Here is a 21023-nt window from a genome sequence, read left to right as displayed (position 1 = left end):
CCCAGCATTTCCTGTAGATACCCATATCCATCGCCTAATGTATCGTTGGGGGCTGTCAAACGGAAAAAGTGTAGAGCAAACCGAGCGAGACGCGAAACGCTTGTTCCCAAAAGAAAGATGGAACGACCTCCATCTCCAAATAATCCTGTATGGAAGAGAGTACTGCCCTGCTCGCGGTTTCGATCTAAATAAATGTATTATTACGCGCGAATTCGGCAGAAAGCGTTTTATAAACGAAGTGCTAAAAGAACAAGAAAAAAAGCAAAAAATAGCGCTTAAGAAAAAGCGAAAATAATTTAGAAATATAAAAATAGACCACGGAGAACACATGTCTCGATTAAATACTATCGCTAAACGTTTAGCGGTTGGTGCCTTAGTAAGTGCATGCAGTTTAGGCGTATTTGCTGAAACCTCGCCAATTACGCCGCAGCAAAAGAAAAATGCTGAAACACTTATACAAAAGGCACTTAATAGTGACTTAGGCTATAGCATTGTAGAGTCGCTAACTACTGAGATTGGTCCTCGTTTAGGTGGCTCTGAAGCGGAAAAACGCGCTAGAGAGTGGGGTGTAGAAGTTGGTAAACGTTTAGGTTTTGATAAAGTCAGTATAGAAGAATTCACTATGCCCTTTTGGGATAGAGGTCATTTACACATTGCGCTTACCGCTCCCTATGCACAACCCCTTCATGGCACAGCATTAGGTGGTGCCGCGCCATCTGAAAGTGAAATTAATGCTGATATTGTTTACTTTAGAGACATTCATGCGTTAACTGCGGTTAAAGACGGCGCACTTAACGGTAAGATCGCGTTTATAGATGGCGATGCCATGGTGAAAAGTCAAACTGGCGCGGGCTACGGACAAGCAAATCAGCGTCGACGCATCGGCTGGCAGCATGCCCAGCGCGGTGGTGCTGAGGCGTTAGTGGTACGTTCGGTAGGTTCAGATTCACACCGTTTTCCTCATTCAGGCATGATGAGTTCAGACGGTGATAGCTGGGCCGATATTCCAGTGGTAGCAATTTCAAACCCAGATGCTGATCACCTGCGCCGCCTACACAACTTAGGTAAACCATTGTCTCTGTCACTACATTCTGAATCAAAGTGGAAAGGCGAAGTAAGCAGCGGCAACGTAATTTTAGATCTAGTGGGCAGTGAAAAGCCTGAAGAGATCGTACTTATAGGCGGCCACTTAGACAGCTGGGACTTGGGTACAGGTGCGGTTGATGACGGTGCAGGCATAGCCATAACTACCGCGGCGGCAGCGTTAATCGCTTCTTTACCTGAGCGCCCAAAACGCACTATTCGCGTGGTTATGTTTGGCGCAGAGGAAGTCGGTTTATTAGGTGCTTTTGCTTATGCAAAGCAGCATGAGAAAAATCTAAGCAATCACGTTTTGGCGACTGAATCTGATTTTGGCGCGCAAACTATTTGGCAACTTGTGTCTAATGTTAACCCTGAAGCTACGGTGTTGGTCGATGAAATCGCCAAAATCTTATCACCACTGGGCATAATTCGCGGTGGTTCAGACGTCGCTGGTGGCGGCCCTGATATCATTCCACTGGCAGCTAAAGGCGTACCCACTATTAGACTAAATCAAAACGGTAGAGATTACTTCGATTTGCACCACACGCCAGATGATACCCTCGACAAAATTAACCCGGATGAACTTGCACAGAATATTGCGGCTTATGCAGCTAGTATCTATTTACTTGCAGATTCAGACGTAAAGTTAAAAACCAAATAGTGGTTCGTCGCTATACGTTGTTTTAACAAGAGACGCTATTTTTCGGTCAGCATGCTAATCGGTGTGCTGACCTAAGCGTTTTAACCCACGACTTTTTCTTATTTATGTTTGTTGCTTGAACGCACTAAGCTTTTTCCAATGGGCTTTAAAAACGTATTTTTACCGCCACTGCCAACAGCATTAAGAATAATCTGACAATGCGACTAGGAGCGAAGATTATTGCTCTTATATAAGCGCGTGATAATTGATAATTTTTCCACTCAAATACAAGGCTGACGGACGTTTAAGATGCTTGAACTAACTCGTCAACAAATCGCCTAACTTCTTCACGCGATGACAAGACTACGTGTCGATAAGTATTTGCTTGTTTAAAGGCAACGGTGGTTTTATTTGTGGAGATATTTGAAATTAACGCAGGAGGTATTGCGTCAATGGTGGTAGAAATAGAATTTTGAAATTGCATATTAAGTACTTCTTTTTTGATATTGTTTGTTTTGAATTCCTCGCAGGTTGTGTTAAGAAATTTTAAAACGAAAATTAGGCCCTTTAACATCGCTTAGCGATAAAAAGAGCCCATCTTTATTAGATAAGCTTTATGGTCTTATCGAACAACTACGTTAGCAGCTTGTGGACCTTTTTGGCCTTGTTCAACTTCAAAGCTAACTTCTTGGCCTTCAGCAAGAGTTTTGAAACCGTCAGAAGCAATTGAACGGAAGTGTACGAATACATCTTTGCCGCCAGCTTCAGGTGTTAGGAAACCAAAACCTTTTTCTTCGTTGAACCATTTAACTGTGCCGTTTACTGTATTAGACATAATCGTAATCCTGATAAAAATAATATATTAAGCCGTCACGACCAATGCCATGAGCGGATGGTGCGGGTAAAAACGGAAATTTAAAACTACAGGACGAAGATTGACTACAAGTAATGCGACGTAGAGGAGGTTTAACTAACTTTCTTATCCAACGCCGCCTACAATACGCGAGTTTAAATATTAGTCAACGATTATTTTCAATTTATTGTAGATACCCACGCATACTTAAAACAAGGAGTCTAAAACGCTAATAAAATCTAAAATCCCTACTACAAATTAATATTGAAACTTCATTCAACCTTTCGAATTATGTGTTACTTTCTCTCTAAGCACTTCGTTCTTTAGGGGGAACACCATGCTAGGATTCAACAACAAGCTAGAGCACTTGAATCAACAACAAGCCAATGAAATCAGTGCATATAAAGCGATGCGGCAAACAATGAAGGATGCCATGGTCTATTTTGCGCTCGATGCTCAAGGTCGCATTGTAGAGACTGATGAGTCATTCAAAGCATGTTTAGGACTCGATAGTTCTAAATTATTGAATCAACCGTTATCAGCTTTTATTGCACCAACGGCTAAAAATAAGCCCCACATTCAGCAAATGACGCGTGCCATTAAAACGCAGTCACATTGGCACGGTGCTATTCAATTTATTCATGATCAAGGCCACGAGATCTGGATACGCGTGATTCTAGAACCCGAAAAACTAGGAAACGACTCGCAAATAGCATTTGCGGCCTACGGTTGTGAGCTCACGCATACCATTACAAAGTCGCGAGAAACAGAGGATTTACTCAAAGCCCTCAACCGCTCATCGGCTGTCATCGAGTTTACGCTTGATGGTCATGTCATCGCCGCAAATGAAAACTTTCTTGATGCTTTGAATTATCGGCTAGACGATATCGTTGATCAGCACCACCGTGTCTTTTGCAGTGAAGAAGAAGTTCAATCTAAGGATTACAGTCGATTCTGGCAAAAGCTAGCGGCTGGTGAGTTTTTCTCTGGACGTTTCCAGCGTATTGATAGCTTTGGTAATCCCGTTTGGTTAGAGGCAACCTACAACCCCGTGCATAACGAGGCAGGTGAACTCTACAAAGTGGTTAAGTTCGCGTCGGTGATCACCGATCAAGTTAAGCGCGAACAAGCCATCGTCGAAACATCCGATATTGCTCATGACGTCTCGACTCAAACAGATAAGCATGCGCAACAAGGTATGGCTGTTATTCGAGAAACCATTGACGCTATGCGCGTGTTAGCACAAAAAATTGAGCAAACCAGCCACCACATCGCTGAACTTAACACTCAATCAACGAAAGTCACTGAGTTAGTCGACAGTATCCAAGGCATTGCCGCCCAAACCAACCTCTTGGCACTCAACGCAGCCATTGAAGCAGCACGCGCCGGAGAGCAAGGACGCGGTTTCGCTGTAGTAGCCGACGAAGTACGTTCATTGGCATCACGCACCAGCACGACCAGCGAAAAAATTATTGATGTGGTGGGTAAAAATAAAAACCTAACTGAAACGGCCGTCCAGCAAATACAACAAAGTCTGGATGAAGTCGAAAACTCGCTGAGCCTATCGACTCAAGCGAGTAAAGTGATGGAAGATATTCAATCAGGTGCCAAACACATACTCGATGCCGTCAGTCAATTTAAGAGCAAAGTTACTTAGCACGAGGTTGATGAACACGAAGCGGTGCTCGCGGCGGTGATGGCTGGCATAATAGCAGCCACCATGACCGCAGCCTCAATAGCGGCCACCGCTTGTTTTGCCGCGGCCGACACCATTTCACCCTTTTCTAGCTGCTCAATGCGCTTTTTACGCTGTTTCAGTTCTTGCTTGGTGAACACTTGCGGCAACAGCTTAGCGCTGTTGGCTAAAGCGACTAAAATCGCCACACGCGGTTCAACGTCATCATCACTCATCACAGCACTGCGCATTGCTTCACGTATTTGCTGTTCGGGTTCTGGGTTAAGCTCGGGATAAACGCGTCGCTCAAACAGCCATAAAACCTTTTCCTTTTCTGCTGCAACGATATGAGCATCCGCCAAACTCTGGGCAACTTTGTGTTTTAAATCTTTAAGTTGGCCTAGCTTTTGTACCCAATCCTGTAGCTTGCGTTGTCGCTTAGCTACTTTAATTTGGTCCAGCGCTTCATCTAATAACGCATCATCGGTAGTGGAATCATCCATAACCAACACTTTATTTTTATTATCCGTTTCAATCGCAATACGCTCGCGCATCAAGAGCTCTGACAAAAGTGCGGCTGCGGTTGCATATTCGACATAAGCACCGTTCATGGTGCCGCGCTCTTCACTTAACGCGAGTAACATAACGGCTTGGTACAGACGAATTGTGTTTGGCATATGTGACCTTAATGATTTTTAATATTGATAATAGCCACACTAATTAAAAATAATCAAATATCACTCGCGGAGATTAAAATATGACTGTTCGATAAGTGTGTTGTAAACGCCCTCAATATTTTGGACTCGCCATTCATCAAACATAGCTAAGTGCGAGTACTCGTTCAGCGTTAAACTGGCCTGAATAGCTTCTAACGACTGGCCCGCTAGCATGCCATCACGCACACCGTTATAAAGCGCTTTAAGGTAATTTAGGTAATTAACGACATCATCGCGATCACCTGTTTCCGCATGCGCTCCCACTAATACGTCAAAGGTGGGTTCGTTGAGTACCGCTTCAGTTGACCGGATCATGCCGTGGATATCATAGCCCGGTAAAGACTTATAGGGCATCCGCCCAAGCACAATCCAGTCGGCCACAAATAAGACATTAGCAGGCATGAACCGCATACTTATTGAGCCACGACCATTGTTAGGTCCGTAGTAACGCAGTTGCACGTGACTGTCACCAAGATTGACACGTAGTGTGTCGTTAAAGGTTAACGTTGGTAGCGCCGTGGGAGCTTTGGTCCAAGATAAATCTTCATATGCGTACTGATGCGAGATAACTTCGACCTGTTCATTGGCAAGAACATCGCCTCCGCGCGTATGGTCAATATGGTTATGGCTATAAATTAGGTATTTTATCGGTTGCTCATAACGTTGCGCTAAAGTGTCTTTTAAATACCGAGCGGCCTCAGGATTAATCGGATCAGTAACAACAATAGCATCGTCCGTGACCATAAATACTGAATGGTAGTGACCGACTGAGAATCGGTACACGTTATCTTTGATTGGCTCAATCGAATAGGATTGCTGGGCCATAATCGCCCCGCTAAAAAGCATAAGAAATAAGGGGATTAGACGTTTCATGTTAGCTCCAGCGCTTTACAAACTCATAACTAAGTAAGCGCCTTCGCACTCATGCGGATCACTTTGTCGTCTTATTTTGCCTAAAACTCTTTCTTGCGTAGCGCCTTTTTTTGCCCCTGTTGTTTTTTACTTTTTAAACGCTTTTCTTTTGCTGATCGACTCGGTTTAGTTGCGATGCGCTTTTTCTGCACATAAGACACACTGCGGATTAGGCCGGTCAATTGCTCAAGCGCCAGCTCTCTGTTGCGCGCTTGGCTGCGCGTCTCCTGAGATTTGATAATCACTTTGCCGCTTTGCGTAATCCGATGATCGGACAACTTTAGTAAACGCTGCTTATAAAAGTCGGGCAATGAAGATGACTGAATATCAAAGATCAGCTGTGCCGCGGTAGCGACTTTATTGACGTTTTGTCCACCCGCCCCACTTGAGCGAATAAATTGCCACTCGATTTCGTGCTCAGGGATTTCAACCCGTTGAGATATCTTAATCATTAACTTCTTTCGTATTTGGTTAGAAGTATAAGGTTAAGCGTCTTTTATCCAAGGCACAAGTTACGCGGTAACGACACAATTTTTACCCGCTCTTTTAGCCGCGTAGAGTTGTTTATCAGCACGTCGAATCGCACTACGATTATCGTCATCACGCTGGATAGGTGCAGCTCCCATGCTTAAACTTAAACATGAACGATCCGTGTTGGTATAATGATGCGGAATATTCAACTCAATCACCTTGTCACGCAACTCGTTAAGTTTGCTTTCAAGGTCATAGGCAGAAGGGACTATCATCGCGAGCTCTTCGCCGCCGTAGCGATACACTTTAAGTGGTGTATTACTGCGTAGGCACTCTGCTATCTGTTTGATTGCGCTATCGCCCGCCTCATGCCCATAGTTATCATTGTAAGCCTTAAATTCATCAATATCTGCGATCATTAAGTGATACGGCTTACCCGACGAGATAGCCGCATTTAAGTCGCGATCAAATGCTCGACGATTAAACAACCCGGTTAAACCATCCATATGGGCTAAGGCATCAAGCTTTCGATTCGCCTCAGCTAACTCGGCTGTACGCGACTCCACCTCTCGTTCTAGTTCATCTTGCGCTGTAATAAAGCGTGATGCCATGGTTTGGAACGCCTTCAGCGCTTGTTTAACTTCGCCGCGCGCCTTAATCTTGGTTGTTTTATGGGTTTGCGCCTCGCGATAATTGCGCTGGCCCATCAACGAAGCCACTTTAGCGACTTCTTGTAAGGGTCGGCTGACTTCGCGTTGAATGAGCCAGTAGCTCATCAGTAGAATTAAAATCACCAGCCCCACGCCTGCACCAACAAGCTGTAACGGCAACACGATCGCCTGGTTACGCACCTCAGCAAGTGGATATGTGGTAATGTGCCACCAACCTGGGCCCGGCAACTTATTAACGAATAGCAACTGACCTTCCACTTCGCCACTCAAAATAGTGGGTGTATCTGAAAAGCCTCTATCAACCACCAACTGACTCAAGCGCTGATACAAAGGTTCATTGTAGGTTTCTGAGGTGAGTGTCGAACGCGCAATAATAGCGTCCTGTGTGACGTTAGATGCGGCAATCAAGTCACCATTATTGTTTAACACGACATGCTCTGCGTTGGGGCGTTTCTTTTTAGTTAAATCGCTCACTAAACTACTGAGTACCACATCAAAACTCGCATTCGCGAGATGTTTACCCGCCAGATCGACAGGCTTTTGATAAGTAATGGTTAAAACGTCGGCTGAAATATCGTAGTAAAGCCCGGTCCAATTGGGTTTTCGCTCGGGATTATTGACCTGTAATGTCGACCGTACGACCGAATAATTCGTCATCACCAAATCCTTATCTGCGAGCAGCCCCCACGGTGATTCGGTTGAATACATTAATAAAATATTTTCGGGCATCGAAAAGTGTGAATTCGACACCTCATTTTGCCAAGCGGGACCAAGTTCATTGAGGGTATATTGCGCCGCAATTACGCGTGTCTTGAGTTCGTCATCCAGCGCAACGTCACGCTTACCTAAAAAAGCGCTCAAGTGTTGAAAATACTTACCGCCTGCGATGACGCCCCGATCAAAGCTCGGTTTAAGCCTTAAAACGCCGGGCGAGGTCGCCTCATACCAATCATCAAACTGCTCAATAGGGCGTGACTCATTACGCATCAGTTTGTAATTCGATAGAAACTGCTGTGCAAGAATGTCGCCGTTTTCTTCTACGTGATCAAAAAACGCTTCGTTACGCTCAAGCGCAGGGGCCAAATCTTGTTCCAAGAGCCCAATGACACGTTGTCGCGCATCATCATAAGCGACTTGAAAAGTAATTACCGACGCAATAACGACAATGGAAATTGCCCAGATACTGATTTTAAACAGCAAGGCATTGGTAAGCTTCTCGCGTTTTTTGATACGTCGGTGTTTTGTTCGTCTTTCCAAAGTCATTCGCTATTTTTAATTATAATTGGGCGTGCATGTCTAAACTTTATAATATTTTTTAAGAGCCTTTACTACTGTATCCGTCTGTTTGTTTTTGTTCACCCATTCATTATTAAAGCATCAAATACAATGCGTTGTTGGTCTCAGTGATGTAGAATATCGACTTCTTATCCCCCGTTTAGGTTGCCAATTTATACATGACTTTTTCTGATCTCGGACTTTGCCCTGAAATTCTTAACGCCCTTACACGCCAAGGTTACACCGAACCTACTCCTATACAAGCACAAGCAATCCCAGCCGTCATGGCCGGTAATGATGTGATGGCAGCGGCTCAAACGGGCACCGGCAAAACTGCAGGCTTTACCTTACCGATTTTAGAAATGCTCAAAGGCAATGAGCGTGCAAAAGCCAATACCGCGCGCGTTTTGATCCTTACGCCAACACGTGAACTCGCTGCTCAGGTCGGCGAAAGTGTAGCCAACTACGGTAAAGACTTACCGTTAAGTTACGCTGTTGTCTTTGGTGGTGTAAAAATCAATCCGCAAATGATGAAGCTACGCAAAGGTGTGGATATTCTCGTCGCAACACCTGGACGTTTGCTCGACCTTTATCAGCAAAATGCGATTCGCTTTCCACAGCTCGAAACGTTGGTATTAGATGAAGCCGACCGTATGCTTGATATGGGCTTCATCCATGACATCAAGAAAATCATCAAGTTGCTACCCGCGAAGCGCCAAAACTTGATGTTCTCTGCAACGTTTTCGGATGAGATTCGCAAACTCGCCAAAAGCTTAGTGAACAATCCCGTAGAAATTTCGGTCGCAGCGCCGAATGCCACCGCTGAACGGATTGAACAAACACTATATGCTGCCGAAAAGGCGCATAAACCGCGTATGCTGATGCAGATCTTACGCAATCTCAACTTGCCACAAGTGATTGTATTCTCGCGCACTAAACATGGCGCCAACCGGCTGGTTAAACAACTCGATAAAGACGGCTTTTTAGCTGCCGCGATACACGGCAACAAGAGCCAAGGCGCGCGTACCAAGGCATTAAGCGATTTTAAATCAGGTGCGGTGCAAATATTAGTGGCAACCGACATCGCTGCACGTGGATTAGATATCGAAAAGCTACCCTATGTCATTAACTACGACTTGCCTCAAGTGGCAGAGGATTACGTTCATCGTATCGGTCGAACAGGCCGCGCGGGACAAGTCGGTCACGCCATTTCCTTGGTGATGGACGAAGAATTTAGAACACTCAAAGCCATCGAAAAACTGATCGGTCAGCCCATTGAACGTCGCACGCTTGAGGGGTTTGATGAAGTCGAGCTGACCGGCAAAACACCTCCACCGAAGCGCGAACAACGTCCGCCGCGTAAATCTCGTGGTGCACCGAGTGACAAACAAAAAAGCCCTGGCCGTGCTAAGCACCGACGCCAGGGCTCGAACAAGTCAAGTCAACGCTAGTTAGAATTGATAACTGACCGATGCCGAGTAGTTAGCCGGTGCGCCGTAGAAACCCTGCGCCCAGTACAAGCTATTTAAATACTTCTCATCGGTCACGTTATAACCGTTGACACGCACAGCAAGTTTATCCGTCACCTGCCAGCTTGCCATCAACCCAAGTAAGCCATAAGACGGCTGGTGCGTCACGATAGTCTCACCTGCATTGTCATAGGCAGGACCGACAGTGCCTTGCACACGAGAGGTCGCATCTTTCCACTGATAGGTCGCGCCAACACGTACGTCTGGCAAACTTTGGAACTGATAGGTCAGCGATGTTCTGAACATCTTTTCAGCCGTGTAATCCTCAACCAATTGATCACCATCAACATCAAACACGGTTGCCGACACTTGACCTTGCAGACCCGTGAAAAGTTCGCCCGCGAGCTCAAGCTCCACACCTTCGCTAGTAATACCCTCAGCCGCACGATAGACGGGTTCAAGTACGCCCGTTGACGGGTTTTCAGCGTCACCATCACCCACCGCGAGGTTCTCTTGTTTAACGTGGAAATAAGCGGCACTCAGGAGTGCTTTATCACCAAACAGGTCGGCTTTAATACCAATTTCTGAGTTCTTACCTGTCAGGGGTTCCAAACGTTCGAAGTTACGGTTCACCTCAGACTGAGCAAGAAACGTTTCGGTATAAGAGGCGTAAGTGGTAATCGCGTCATTTACCGCATACGTCACTCCGACATACGGGATAAACTGCGCGTCATCACGGGACTGATCAACGCCGTAGCCAACACCGTCGGTCTGAAAATCATTGTAGCGACCGCCGAGCAATATTTTAAAGTCGTTGGTCAATGCTAATCGTGCTTGCGCGTAAACGGCTTTTTGCGTGTTATCGATAACACTTCCATCCCGTCCATCAGTAAACTCAGGGAACGGTGTATTACCATCCCAGTCGGCAAGTGAAGGCATAGCAGGGAAGCCATTACCGGTGTGGAAGTCGTACAGAGAAACATCAACATAATCTAAGCGCGAGTAGTTAGCGCCAACAACGACCTCGTGCAATTGGCCCCAAGCCTCAAAAGTACCATTGGCGTAAACATCAAAGGTATCTTGCTTGTCGTCTAAGTCGTACTCACTGCCATACCCGACGAGACCAAGCCCCGTTTCAGGATCCAACCCGAGCTCAGCATCGCCGAGATAGGTGTAAAATAAAAGGCTATCTTCATCGGTACGAACGCGGTTATACACTGCACGCAAGTTCCAGTTGTCGGATAATGCTGTTTCAACATCAATAAAGCTGCGGCTTTCGCTTACTTCCCACTGCGACCAATCCGCCGCAACGTTGGTAGATTCATCATAATTTGTCGGCGTGCCATCACCGTAATAAAGCGTCAATGCGCCCCACATGTTGCCATCGGTATGGCTCTTATGCTCGCTATGACCCACGGTCAACATGGTGTCGTCGGTTAGAGCAAAATCAAAAACACCGTAAAAGACCTTGGTGTCGTTTTCGTAACGGTCAAGATACGACTCGCCATTATCCGCCGCTGCAACCACACGACCACGCACACGATCCGACAACTTGCCAGACGCGTCGATTTCTAAACGTTTGTTACTCCAAGAGCCCAGGCTACCCTCGACACTAATTTGTGTTTCCGAAGTTGGGCGTTTGCGCACCATGTTGACGGTGGCTGCGGGGCTACCGACACCGGTCATAATCCCGTTCGCGCCATGGATCACTTCAACGCGCTCGTATAAAGCCGTATCAATTCGTCCATGGGTGTTACTGTTCACGAGCGGCAAGCCAACGCCATCAATCTGAAAGTTATTCAGTTCAAAACCACGCGACGTATAGTAAATACGATCGGTTTCGACATTCTCAACGTTAACCGCTGAAGCACTGTTCAATACGGAGTTGATGTCATCCAGACCAAAATCTTTGATTTGCTGCTGGTTAATAACCGTAATCGACTGCGGTGTTTCTTTTATCGTCAAACCGAGCTTCGTCGCACCTTCCGCTGAAGAAGACTTATAGCCCTCCTGCTTTTCACCAGTGATCTTTAGACGCTCAATCACCTGTTCAGTCTGTTGCGGTTCTTCCGCTACGGCATAGGTGCTTGTTAATGCACTCATCACGCACACAGCTAACAAAGATTTTTGCATTTTCATGGGGTTCCTCAAAATCAGCCTCGTTTAAGTGCGCATATCATAAATGAAAACGATTCGCGTTTAAAGTTTAATTTACGTTTTATGCTGTAACGCTTTAAATAGCCAGATTCCGCCTAAAAATGCTATCGTTAGACCAAACTCACGTTGAATCACGCCTGCTATATGACAATCGATGGCTTGCCTTACTCACAAGCATGTGAAAACAACAAACAGCCTATTCTCGAGATATTGATCAGTGCTTTAGCCAACAGCCAGCGCGTTCTTGAAGTCGGCAGCGGCACGGGTCAACACGCGGTGTACTTTGCCGACCACCTGCCCCACTGCACTTGGCAGCCGACGGATCAAGCGCATTATCTGGCAGGACTGAATCAACGGCTCGATAAACAAGCCCCCTCTAATGTTTTGCCCCCACAAGTCTTTAATGTATTTGAGGATCTGCCCACCGGTGAGTTTGACGCCCTGTTTACTGCGAACACCTGCCACATTATGCCCGCGGCCGGCGTAGAGCGTTTATTTGCGTTGCTTAGTGCTGAGTTAAGCAGTATTCAAACCGTCTGTATTTACGGCCCATTCAACGAAGGTGGCGAGTTTACTTCACAGAGCAATCGCGCATTTGATGAAAAACTAAGGACGCGCGACCCCGAGATGGGCATTCGTGACAAAGAATGGATTCAAGATCTAGCTAGGCAGGCGGGCTTTACCCATGCGCAAAGCCACACCATGCCTGCTAATAATCAACTTTTGGAATTTCACAGAGGTAACCTAAGCTGATTAACCATTAAATATTTCACTTTGCCTATTGAAAATAAGAATGATTATCAACTAAAATGAAAAACATAATCATTCTTATTTACTGCTTATTTAACGAGTAGGGCAAAATATCTAATGAACATGTTTACTAAAAGCAGCATCGCATTAGCCGTTGCGAGCATCACACTCTCCTCTACCGCGTTCGCGCAACAAGACACTGAAACGAAAAACTCAGATCCATCAGAAGACGTTTCTGAACATATTGAAATTACGGGCAGCCCGCTTGATCGCGCAACCACTGCAACCGGTTTACCACTTACATTGCGACAAACGCCTCAGTCAATCTCAATTATCGATCGCACCTTTATCGACGGTTTTGCGTTAGACACCGTAGCCGATGTCATGCAGTTTGCACCGGGCATACAAGCACAACAGGCCGAGACTGACCGCTTTTTCTTCCGCTCGCGGGGCCGTGATGTGACTAACTTCCAGTTTGATGGTGTGCCTATCGCCTATAACAGTTTCTTTAGCGAAGCGCTCGCGGACTCGGTTATTTTCGAACGTGTTGAAATCGTGCGTGGAGCAACCGGCTTACTGACCGGTGCGGGCGAACCCTCCGCTGCCATTAACCTGATTCGTAAGCGTCCAAAAGCCGAAGATGGCGGCTACGCGAGCTTAGGTATTGGTTCATGGAGCAATTACCGCTTTGAAGCCGATCACTCGCAGACCCTATCAGAGACGGGTAATGTCAAAGCACGTGTCGCAATGGCTTACGAGGAAGGCGACAGCTACGTTGACCTATCAGAAAAAGAAAACGCACAAATTTATGCGGTAGTAACCGCTGATCTAACCACTCAGACACGCTTAACCGCGGGTGCAGATTACAGTGAACGCAACCCAAAAGGCAGCATGTGGGGCGCGCTACCTTTATTTTATTCGGATGGCACCCAAGCAGACGATCTGCCAGTAAGCACCACCACTGCATCTCCTTGGAACCGTTGGGATCGTGAAAGCACAAACGCGTTCGTACAAGTCGAACACGCCTTTGATAACGGCTGGGATGTTCAGTTTGATGTTGAGCGTCGAGAAGGCAAAATGGATGGCTACCTGCTCTACTTCTCGGGTTTTCCTGACAAAGAACCCGGCACAGGCCTTGGCACCTCGCCTAACCACTATGTCGCCGACCGTGAACAAACATCCGTGCGATTCTTAGCATCGGGGCCATTTGAGCTGTTTGGACGTGAGCACCAACTGACCGCAGGCGCCCTGCATTCAAAGCAAACCGTCGATTCGGTATCGTACGGCACGAATGATCCTATTGTGGTTCCGAGCATCTTTGACTGGGGCAACGGTGTTGAACCCGTCGATTTTAACCAAACACCGAATTACAGCACCTTCGAGTCATATAAGCAGCAAGGTGTCTACGCGGCTGCACAACTCAGCCTGACTGACGAACTCACCACCATCATTGGTAATCGCTTAACGACTTACGAAACAACCGTGGAGTCCCCCTTCTCACCGAGCGACTTCAAGCACTCGGGTGTGAACACCCCGTACTTCGGCATTGTTTACGATATATCGGATATTATCTCGACTTACGCGAGTTACACAGAGATCTTCAAACCTCAAAGCGCGATTGATGCAAACTTTGAGTTGGTCGGTCCCGTCGAGGGCTCCAACAGCGAAATCGGTATAAAGGGCGACTTCTTTAATGAAGCACTCACCGCTAGTTTTGCCGTTTACAAAGTTAAAGAGGATAACTTAGCCATTACTGACCCGGATGCCGCAGAACCATTACCGGGCACCAACATTTATCCGTCAATAGGTGTTGCTGGTGCAGAAAGCGAAGGTTATGAGCTTGAACTAAACGGTAAACCCAACGACGCGCTAAACATCTTTGTTAGCTATACGCACAATGAGTCAACTGATCGTGACGGCTCGGATTATGCCCCGTTCTTGCCCGAAAACATGGTCAAAACGAGCGTACTATTCCAAGCGTCTGATGCGTTAAAAGTGGGTGTTAACGCGAATTGGCAAAGTGATATCTCAAACCCCGGCATTGGTCCTAATGGGGAGACATTTACTCAGGACAGCTATACCGTGGTTAATGCAATGGCAAGCTACCAACTGACACCTCAGTGGGACTTAAGCCTCAACGTCAATAACCTGTTTGACGAAAAATATTACTCAAGCATCGATTTTTATAATCAAGGCTTCTTCGGTGCGGAACGTAATTTTGAGCTGTCGGTGAAGTACGCTTGGTAAGTTATCGTTTTAGTTAAAACCGTGCAGTGCGAATTCACACTGCACGGCTTTCAACGAGTGAGTAAACAATTAAAACGCTAAACAAATCTTGCCAAAGTGCTTGCCCGACTCTTCGTAACGGAATGCGTCAGCCAGTTCTTCGAGACCAAAGGTCTTATCGATAACAGGTTTCACGCCATTGGCTTCGAGCGCGCGCACAAAGTCTCTCTGGTCACTGCAACTGCCCACGATAAGTCCCTGCAAACGCGCTTGTTTAGCCATCAGCTTAGCCGTTGGCACCTCACCCGCGCTACCAGTTAACACACCAATTAACGCGATATGACCAGCAATCGCGACAGCATTGATCGACTGCGGTAACGTACCGGGGCCGCCCACCTCAATAACGTGGTCAACACCGCGTCCATCCGTCAGCTTACGAACCGTTTTACCCCACTCTGGGTCTTCTTTGTAGTTAATAAGATGATCGGCACCCAAAGCTTTATATTTCTCGAGTTTCTCGTTCGACGATGACGTCGCGAACACCGTCGCGCCCAGGCTCTTCGCGAGCTGGCACGCAAATACCGAAACACCGCCACTACCTAGTACCAACACCGAGTTGCCGGGTTTGATGCCGCCGTCGACGACCAACGCGCGCCAAGCCGTGAGACCCGCTGTTGTCAGTGTTGCCGATTCGGCATGGCTATAACCTTTGGGTTGGTGAGTAAAGAAGTGCGCAGGACGCACGACCACTTCACGGGCATACCCATCGATGCCATCACCGGGCGTTTGCTTAAAGTCGCCCACGGGCGCTGGACCACTTTGCCAGTAGGGAAAGAACGTTGAAACCACAGGGTCGCCCACAGCAAACTCTTCAACACCCTCGCCCACGGCCTCGACAACACCCGCACCGTCTGACATCGGAATGCGCCCATCTTCGGTTGGAATAAACCCAGCGGCAACACCATAGTCATGAAAATTCAACGAGCTGGCTTTAACCCGCACGCGGATTTCTCCCGCCGCGGGCTGACCCGGGTCGTCCAGTTCAGTAACCTCGATATTATCTAAACCAAAAGGGTCTTTGAGTTTTAGCGCCTTAATCTTGTCTGTCATCTCTTTAATCCTTTAACTGGGAGCCGTTCTCCATTGTAGTTTTCATCAACTGTATTGGATCACGAAAATCGCTCAAGGGAGTGACAAATACGTTGCTCAGATTTAGAAGCTCGAACCCGGCTGCTGAAGAAATGCCAACTCCTCAGTGGTTGAGGAACGCCCGAGTATCTCATTGCGATGCGGATACCGGCCAAACCTATCAATGATTTCTTTATGTTTTAACTCAAATTTGTAGTTGTTTTCTAATCCTGGCTGGTCAAACAACGCCACGGCTTGTTCGTGAATTAGAGGAGATTCGCTGTGCATATAAGGCATATACAAAAACGCTTTTTGATCATTAGTTAACAGATCATCAGCTCCTTGAGCGACCGCCTCTTGGGCTAAAACCAGCGCCATTGCATCTTGACTAAATGCCCGCGCCGAATCACGAAAAATATTACGTGAAAACTGATCCAACATAATAATCTCGGCGAGGCGCCCTTCTGCGCTCTCGCGCCAGCGCCAGCATTCTCCCTGTGCTGCGGCTTTTAGCGTATCGCCAAAGCGTTGCTTGATAGTATTGTCCAACGTATCACTTTTAGTGAACCAGTCTTTAGGCGTCAGTTCCGAAAACCAAAAGTCGATGACGGTCTGTGGGCTCATGGTTAAGCTCCTCATTTAATGGGCAAATACACGTCGGTGATCATTTCACTCTCTGGGACGTCAGGGAAAAAACTTATCCGTTCAAAGTAAATCGGAAAATCTCTGATTTCATAACCTGAATCCGCTAGCCATTGCGTGTACAAAAAGTTCACCACAATACCGATCGCGTCATCGCTACCCGTATGTCTCACTCGCGCACATTTGCCTGCAGGAATAACACTATCGATAACACCATAGTCATTGGGTTCAGCAGACTGCTCTATGGAGCAACACAGATCAAATCGGTAGTCTTCCGGCGCCGTCGTATTGGGGTCATCATACACCAAGTTGAACGTTCGACTCTTACTCGGTGGAAGTCGATTCAGCTTGCGCCACTCAATAAACTTTTGAATCGTTTGTCCCAACCGATTTGGGGCGCCACGATGTGGCATCACAGCAATTGCAATTTCATCAACCTCAACCACCTCGACATTAAAGTTATCGGTGTTACTCATTATGTTGTTCCTTAGCATTAATATGGGGTCGTATTGAGCGTGCCAAGGAGCCCAGTTCGGTGTGTCCCGAAAATCGGACGGGCTTTTGTCAAAATACTTTTTAAACGCCCGCGAAAATGCCTCGTGACTCTCGTAGCCGTTCGCCAGTGCGATATCCAAAATACTGCCATTTTCTCTATAAGCGAGCTGATAAGCCGCCCGTTTAAGTCGCAGTAGCCGCACGATCTTAATCACAGACATCCCAAAGAATGCCGAGCACTGGCGATGAAAATGGTATTTAGACAAATAGGCGTGCTGACATAACGCATTAACGTCAAGATCGGTATCAAGGTGTGTTTCTATGTAGTTGATCACTTCCAAAAACCGACCTTGATAGTTTGTCATACCGCACATTCCCCCCTCAGCAGGTCATCATTAAAACCCAACTGAGGTTGTCAGGCTTGATTAAAATTGCTCAATTCACAACGTTCGATTAACACGCTGTTGCCATAGCAGGTTGCCATCTAAACCGTGCAGCGTGACACGGTATTCACCCTCATCAAGGTACAGTGGTCTTTTCTTATTGGCTTCCGATAAGACTCGATCAGCCACCACATCAGTACCCGCATAATAGGCTTGTAAAATGACGGCCGTACTCGGCGGCCAGCTATCCGTATCTGGGAGAAATGCCTCGCCTAGCAATCGTCGAAAGTAACTCGGGTTATCAGCGGGTGCCATGGGCACGCGGATTTGGCTATCGACCGGTTGCACACTACCAACATTCAGTACGTTACCATCATTTGAATACGCGTAGGTTGTGGTTGGGCTTTCATCAACCGGTTCAAAAGCACAAGCGGTGGTATCAATGCTAAAGGTTTCATAACCATAGGTGTTATTCAAAAAATCGCCCAGCACACGATAAGTTGTTGAGTCAGGTCCTCGCAGCGGCGCTTCCCCGACATGCCCCCAGCCAGCAAACAGCACAAACTTAGCATCCTTGGGCGCTTTCTTAATTTCAGCGACAACATGCTCGGCTTGTTGCTTATCCCTAAACTCAAAGCGCTCTATAAAGCCTGCATCTTCAGGCGCTAACTTCTCTGCCTCATAACCAAACACCTCAAAACCCAATTCCTCGGCAGTTTTAATCAAGTTAGACATCATCGGTTCTTGAGAATAAAAGCCATCTTTACTCGTCTCGTTAGGCTCTAACGCCTCAAAACCAATATGAGTGAAACCTTGTGCTTTGAGCCACGGTAACCATGTCATCGTAAGCGTTCGTGATGCTGGATTAAAGTGGTTCTCGTTGATCATAAAAATCGATTCGTCAGCGAGCATCGACTTTACCCTCGCTTCGCCGAAGATTTTTTCATAACCGCCAACGTCATTACAAAATGGCGCGTTAGAAAAACGCTGTATCAAGTCATAGGCTTTATCAGGACGTCCCATAATCGAGTAGACCTGCGCCAACATTTGAGGTTGCTCAGAAAACTGCGACAAGATGCCGTTCACCTCACCCTTTCTTAACTGCTCAGGAAATTGGTCGAGCGACACCTCGTTGGCGTTTATTGATGCCGTTAATAAAAAAGGTATGAGAGCCAGAAGTAGCGCTAATTTATTCATGGTAAAGCCTAGTTTTTTGTTCTAATCACTATAAACGTATCACGTATCAACTAAACCCAAACATCATTCGCCGCCGTTTTACTATCCTCTTCGTCGCCAGTATTTACCACGCCACGAGGTTCAATTAATAACACGTGAGCTTCATGCTCAGCATAGGGTTTGTGCTCGACGCCTTTGGGTACGACGTACATTTCACCCTCGGATAACTCAACATGACCATCTCTAAAGTCAATACGCAGCTTACCCGCAAGCACAATAAAAGTCTCATCAGTATCTTTATGATCATGCCAAACAAAGTCGCCCTGCAGCTTGACCACTTTAAATTGATAGTCGTTCATCTCTGCAATGACCTTAGGCGACCACTGTTCGTTAAACAGACCTAGTTTTTCTTTAAAGTTGATAGCGTTGTGTGGCATGGGAACCCTATTATTTTGCTTAATTCTCAACGAGTAGTATTTCAGAGACCAATAAAAGTAGCTAGCCGTTATTTCAGCATCACATAGCCCAACAATTGAGTTTGATATGTTCTATTTACATTAATGCCAAAGCGTTTATCGCGACTCATGTCGACAAAAAATACAAAACACTACATAATGCTACACTTTGTATATACTCAGGAAAATGTAATGGGCATCGTAAAAATATCTGATGAGCTTCACCAGGAAGTTCGCAAAACAAGTTCTGTTATGGAGCGCTCGATAAACGCGCAGGCTGAATTTTGGATGAAAATAGGACGATTAGCAGAGCAAAACCCTACCTTGAGTTTTGACGAAATTATCGACCGCCAAATGCGAGCGAACAATTTAACCTCAGAGGTATTAGCCAGTGACTAGCATGATAAAAACAGCCGACGAAATTAGATTGATGCGCGAATCGGGTCAGTTATTGGCGAGCGTTTTTCATGAATTAGATAACTATATAGAGGCAGGTCTGTCTACTCTCGATATCAACAACTTTGTTGAACATTTTATTGTGGACAGCTTAAAGGCTCGACCGGCCAGTAAAGGACAGTATGGCTACCAATTTGTTCTTAACAGCTCCATCAATGAAGTCGTGTGTCACGGTGTCCCATCAAACGCTAAGAGACTAAAAAACGGTGATATCGTCAATATCGATATTACACTCGAAAAGAATGGTTATATCGCTGATAGCAGTAAAATGTTCACCATCGGAGACGTATCTACGATAGCGAAACGATTAGTCGATGCAACATACGATGCTATGTGGCGAGGCATAGAGACTGTAAAACCAGGCGCGACAACAGGTGATATCGGATTCGCTATTCAACAATACGCGCAAAAACAGGGCTTCAGTGTAGTTCGGGAGTACTGTGGCCACGGTATTGGTAAAGAGATGCATGAAGAGCCACAAATTCTCCATTTTGGTAAACCCGGCGATGGGCTCGAGCTTAGAGCGGGTATGATCTTCACGATAGAGCCAATGATTAATCAAGGGTCTCATAAAACTAAGCTCAAGAAAGATGGCTGGACAGTCGTCACTCGGGACAAAAAATTATCCGCACAGTGGGAACATACCGTGCTAGTGACATCGTCAGGCTTTGAGGTGCTTACCTTACGCCAAAATGAGAAGCTACCGCACGCTAATCAACGTAACGAAAATTAGTCGAGTTACGTTATGCCAGCCGAGTCCCATTGGGTACATCCCTATCCACGGTCGACAGAACGACAGAGCCATCAGCTCGATGCAGGCCGGTCACTAAACACTCCAACATCGATAATCGTACCGACACGAATATCGACTTTTTTCAAAATCAGCCCAATTAACAGGTTCCATAACTCGCCCTCAGTGATTTTTCCAAAACGCATTAATGTGTGTGGCTAATTACGCATCATTATGTGCTTTTACCAAATGTAGCTTTAAACCACCCGTATATTTAACAACGTAGTTGTACAGCAAAAATACGACTGCAAAAGATAGGTAGGCGAGAATAAACATCAGTATCGGGGATAACAGCAGTAGGCCGATTTTCCAAACTAAACCTTGCACGGAAATTGAAATGATATAATCAAAAGAGACGGTCGTCTGAATGCCGAACACGAGAGCAATAAAGCCAAATACTGATATAAATAAATTGATTATCAATGCGACAGCAGCAAGTACTTTTGCGCTTTGTTTAACGTCGATTTTTTTGAGCTCATACTCCATTATAATAACTCTTTATATTAATGACCTGGTTTCCAAACTATCTGTTTATACATACTTTGACCAGTTAAAAATCGATAAATCCATTCTCGCGCCAAAGGCGCGAGCTACCCATTG

20 protein-coding genes are annotated in these 21023 nt (G+C 46.2%); 8 read left to right on the top strand and 12 right to left on the bottom strand.

Annotated elements, in window-relative coordinates; genetic code table 11:
• Positions 1-295: endonuclease III domain-containing protein (locus B2X00_RS11960; protein ID WP_414653761.1), on the top strand; the 295-nt coding region annotated here is incomplete at its 5' end.
• 33 nt (positions 296-328) lie between these two features.
• Entirely contained in the window at positions 329-1744 is a 1416-nt protein-coding gene (locus B2X00_RS11955) for a M20/M25/M40 family metallo-hydrolase (protein WP_290487868.1), read from the top strand.
• 601 nt (positions 1745-2345) lie between these two features.
• On the opposite strand, the gene cspE is transcribed toward B2X00_RS11955, so the two are convergent.
• Positions 2346-2558 (bottom strand): transcription antiterminator/RNA stability regulator CspE, encoded by a 213-nt coding sequence (gene cspE / locus B2X00_RS11950; protein ID WP_290487866.1) that lies wholly within the window; start codon positions 2556-2558, stop codon positions 2346-2348.
• Between the two features lie 355 nt (positions 2559-2913).
• On the opposite strand from cspE, the gene B2X00_RS11945 reads away from it, so the two are divergent.
• Entirely contained in the window at positions 2914-4233 is a 1320-nt protein-coding gene (locus B2X00_RS11945; protein WP_290487864.1) for a methyl-accepting chemotaxis protein, read from the top strand.
• Here the strand turns inward: B2X00_RS11945 and B2X00_RS11940 are convergent.
• The 4 genes from B2X00_RS11940 to B2X00_RS11925 form a co-directional block, all read right to left on the bottom strand.
• Positions 4230-4928: a GOLPH3/VPS74 family protein gene (locus B2X00_RS11940; protein ID WP_290487863.1), complete on the bottom strand. Its 699-nt coding sequence runs from the start codon at positions 4926-4928 to the stop codon at positions 4230-4232. The two genes, B2X00_RS11945 and B2X00_RS11940, sit on opposite strands and share 4 nt — an antisense overlap.
• Positions 4929-4988: 60 nt before the next feature.
• Positions 4989-5840, bottom strand: a complete 852-nt coding sequence (locus B2X00_RS11935) for an MBL fold metallo-hydrolase (protein ID WP_290487859.1) — start codon at positions 5838-5840, stop codon at positions 4989-4991.
• 80 nt (positions 5841-5920) lie between these two features.
• Positions 5921-6331, bottom strand: a complete 411-nt coding sequence (gene arfB / locus B2X00_RS11930) for an alternative ribosome rescue aminoacyl-tRNA hydrolase ArfB (RefSeq protein WP_290487857.1) — start codon at positions 6329-6331, stop codon at positions 5921-5923.
• 60 nt (positions 6332-6391) lie between these two features.
• The gene (locus B2X00_RS11925) at positions 6392-8284 is read right to left on the bottom strand and encodes a diguanylate cyclase domain-containing protein (protein WP_290487855.1); all 1893 of its coding nucleotides are present in this window, start codon (positions 8282-8284) and stop codon (positions 6392-6394) included.
• Positions 8285-8475: 191 nt separating this feature from the next.
• Here B2X00_RS11925 and B2X00_RS11920 point away from each other — a divergent pair, with 191 nt between their 5' ends.
• On the top strand, positions 8476-9747 hold the full coding sequence (locus B2X00_RS11920) for a DEAD/DEAH box helicase (protein ID WP_290487853.1): 1272 nt from the start codon (positions 8476-8478) through the stop codon (positions 9745-9747).
• Here the strand turns inward: B2X00_RS11920 and B2X00_RS11915 are convergent, their stop codons facing one another.
• Positions 9748-11904 carry a TonB-dependent siderophore receptor gene (locus tag B2X00_RS11915; RefSeq protein ID WP_290487851.1) on the bottom strand — a complete coding sequence of 719 codons (2157 nt, stop codon included), beginning with the start codon at positions 11902-11904 and terminating at the stop codon, positions 9748-9750.
• Positions 11905-12066: 162 nt separating this feature from the next.
• Here B2X00_RS11915 and B2X00_RS11910 point away from each other — a divergent pair, with 162 nt between their 5' ends.
• Positions 12067-12675: a DUF938 domain-containing protein gene (locus tag B2X00_RS11910; protein ID WP_290487849.1), complete on the top strand. Its 609-nt coding sequence runs from the start codon at positions 12067-12069 to the stop codon at positions 12673-12675.
• Positions 12676-12789: 114 nt separating this feature from the next.
• Positions 12790-14919 (top strand): TonB-dependent siderophore receptor, encoded by a 2130-nt coding sequence (locus B2X00_RS11905; protein ID WP_290487848.1) that lies wholly within the window; start codon positions 12790-12792, stop codon positions 14917-14919.
• 69 nt (positions 14920-14988) lie between these two features.
• Here B2X00_RS11905 and B2X00_RS11900 read toward each other — a convergent pair whose 3' ends face one another.
• From B2X00_RS11900 to B2X00_RS11880, 5 genes are all read right to left on the bottom strand, one after another.
• Positions 14989-16008 (bottom strand): zinc-dependent alcohol dehydrogenase family protein, encoded by a 1020-nt coding sequence (locus B2X00_RS11900; protein WP_290487847.1) that lies wholly within the window; start codon positions 16006-16008, stop codon positions 14989-14991.
• A 102-nt stretch (positions 16009-16110) separates the two neighbouring features.
• Positions 16111-16650: a DUF924 family protein gene (locus B2X00_RS11895; protein ID WP_290487846.1), complete on the bottom strand. Its 540-nt coding sequence runs from the start codon at positions 16648-16650 to the stop codon at positions 16111-16113.
• Positions 16651-16661: 11 nt separating this feature from the next.
• Positions 16662-17528 carry an AraC family transcriptional regulator gene (locus B2X00_RS11890; protein WP_290487845.1) on the bottom strand — a complete coding sequence of 289 codons (867 nt, stop codon included), beginning with the start codon at positions 17526-17528 and terminating at the stop codon, positions 16662-16664.
• A gap of 75 nt (positions 17529-17603) precedes the next feature.
• On the bottom strand, positions 17604-18743 hold the full coding sequence (locus B2X00_RS11885) for a hypothetical protein (RefSeq protein WP_290487844.1): 1140 nt from the start codon (positions 18741-18743) through the stop codon (positions 17604-17606).
• A gap of 50 nt (positions 18744-18793) precedes the next feature.
• The gene (locus B2X00_RS11880; RefSeq protein WP_006955661.1) at positions 18794-19159 is read right to left on the bottom strand and encodes a cupin domain-containing protein; all 366 of its coding nucleotides are present in this window, start codon (positions 19157-19159) and stop codon (positions 18794-18796) included.
• A gap of 210 nt (positions 19160-19369) precedes the next feature.
• Between B2X00_RS11880 and B2X00_RS11875 the strand changes: the two genes are divergently transcribed.
• Together B2X00_RS11875 and map are read left to right on the top strand one after the other, a co-directional pair.
• A complete protein-coding gene (locus B2X00_RS11875; RefSeq protein ID WP_287831763.1) occupies positions 19370-19576 on the top strand; it encodes a ParD-like family protein in 207 nt (68 codons plus the stop codon).
• Position 19577: 1 nt separating this feature from the next.
• On the top strand, positions 19578-20366 hold the full coding sequence (gene map, locus B2X00_RS11870) for a type I methionyl aminopeptidase (RefSeq protein ID WP_290487869.1): 789 nt from the start codon (positions 19578-19580) through the stop codon (positions 20364-20366).
• A gap of 219 nt (positions 20367-20585) precedes the next feature.
• Here map and B2X00_RS11865 read toward each other — a convergent pair whose 3' ends face one another.
• Positions 20586-20909 carry a hypothetical protein gene (locus B2X00_RS11865; protein WP_290487843.1) on the bottom strand — a complete coding sequence of 108 codons (324 nt, stop codon included), beginning with the start codon at positions 20907-20909 and terminating at the stop codon, positions 20586-20588.
• Positions 20910-21023 lie beyond the last annotated feature (114 nt).

It is taken from the genome of Idiomarina sp. UBA3162, from assembly GCF_002364475.1.
Lineage (GTDB): Bacteria > Pseudomonadota > Gammaproteobacteria > Enterobacterales > Alteromonadaceae > Idiomarina.
Note: the sequence above shows the minus strand (reverse complement) of the source record. Positions and strands in the feature narration are given on the sequence as shown.